Genomic DNA, 1691 nt, shown 5'->3' with positions numbered 1-1691 from the left:
GGCTTAACTTATAGCATTGATGGAACCAATTATCAGTCATCAACTAATTTCACAAACGTTTCACCGGGCACTTATTCGTTAACGGTAAGAAACAGCGATGGTTGTACTTCTGCTGCAACTAGTGTAACGATCAACCCACAACCCGCCACACCAGCTGCGCCAACTGCGACTGCGGTACAACCAACTTGTACTACAGCGACCGGAACCATCACGGTAACTGCGCCAACAGGATCAGGCTTAACTTATAGCATTGACGGAACCAATTATCAAGCTTCCACCACTTTTAATAATGTTGCTTCAGGCACTTATTCGGTAACGGTAATAAACAGCGATGGCTGTACTTCTGCTTCGACCAGTATCACTATTAATGCGCAACCGGCCACGCCAGCTGCACCAACGGCTACTGCGGTACAACCTACCTGTACTACAGCGACCGGAACCATCACTGTAACTGCGCCAACAGGCTCAGGCTTAACTTATAGCATTGACGGCACGAACTATCAGGCTTCGACAGATTTTACCAACGTCGCATCGGGCACTTATTCGTTAACGGTAAGAAATAGCGATGGCTGTACTTCTGCTTCGACCAGCGTCACGATTGATGCACAACCCGCCACACCAGCTGCACCAACGGCTACCGCGGTACAACCTACCTGTACTTCAGCGACCGGAACCATCACGGTAACTGCGCCAACGGGTTCAGGCTTAACCTATAGCATTGACGGAACAAACTATCAGGCTTCGGCAACTTTTAATAATGTTTCTTCGGGCACTTATTCGGTAACAGTAAGAAACAGCGATGGTTGTACTTCTGCTGCGACCAGTGTAACTATTAATGCACAACCGGCTACGCCAGTTGCCCCAACGGCTACTGCGGTACAACCTACTTGTACCACGGCCACAGGCAGCATCACGGTAACTGCGCCAACAGGATCAGGCTTAACGTATAGCATTGACGGCAGCAACTATCAGGCTTCGACCACTTTTAATAATGTAGCTTCGGGTACCTATTCAGTAACGGTAAGAAACAGCGATAGCTGTACTTCTGCTTCGACCAGCATCACGATTAATGCACAACCGGCCACGCCAGCTGCACCAACAGCTACTGTGGTACAACCTACCTGCACCACAGCAACAGGCACTATTACAGTTTCTGCGCCAACAGGTTCAGGCTTAACTTATAGCATTGACGGAACCAACTATCAGGCATCTACCACTTTTAATATTGTAGCTTCAGGTACTTATTCAGTAACGGTAAGAAACAGCGATGGCTGTACTTCTGCTTCGACCAGTATCACTATTAATGCACAACCCGCCACACCAGCTGCACCAATGGCTACTGCGGTACAACCTACCTGTACTTCAGCGACCGGAACCATTACGATAAGTGCGCCAACAGGATCAGGATTAACGTATAGCATTGACGGCACGAACTATCAGGCTTCGACCACTTTCAATAATGTTGCTTCAGGCACTTATTCGGTAACGGTAAGAAACAGCGATGGCTGTACTTCTGCTTCGGCCAGCATCACTATTGATGCACAACCGGCCACGCCAGCTGCACCAACGGCTACTGCGGTACAGCCAACCTGCACCACAGCGACCGGAACCATCACGGTAACTGCGCCAACAGGTTCAGGCTTAACTTATAGCATTGATGGAACCAATTATCAGTCATCAACTAATTTCAC

Annotated in this window: 1 pseudogene; it reads left to right on the top strand. The window is 48.8% G+C overall.

The features are described 5' to 3' along the window. Positions 1–1691: pseudogene (locus tag EV200_RS21850) on the top strand (hypothetical protein); the annotation flags it as partial.

The sequence above is a fragment of the Pedobacter psychrotolerans genome, from assembly GCF_004340665.1.
Taxonomy (GTDB): Bacteria; Bacteroidota; Bacteroidia; order Sphingobacteriales; family Sphingobacteriaceae; genus Pedobacter; species Pedobacter psychrotolerans.
This window is presented reverse-complemented; position numbering and strand designations above follow the sequence as displayed.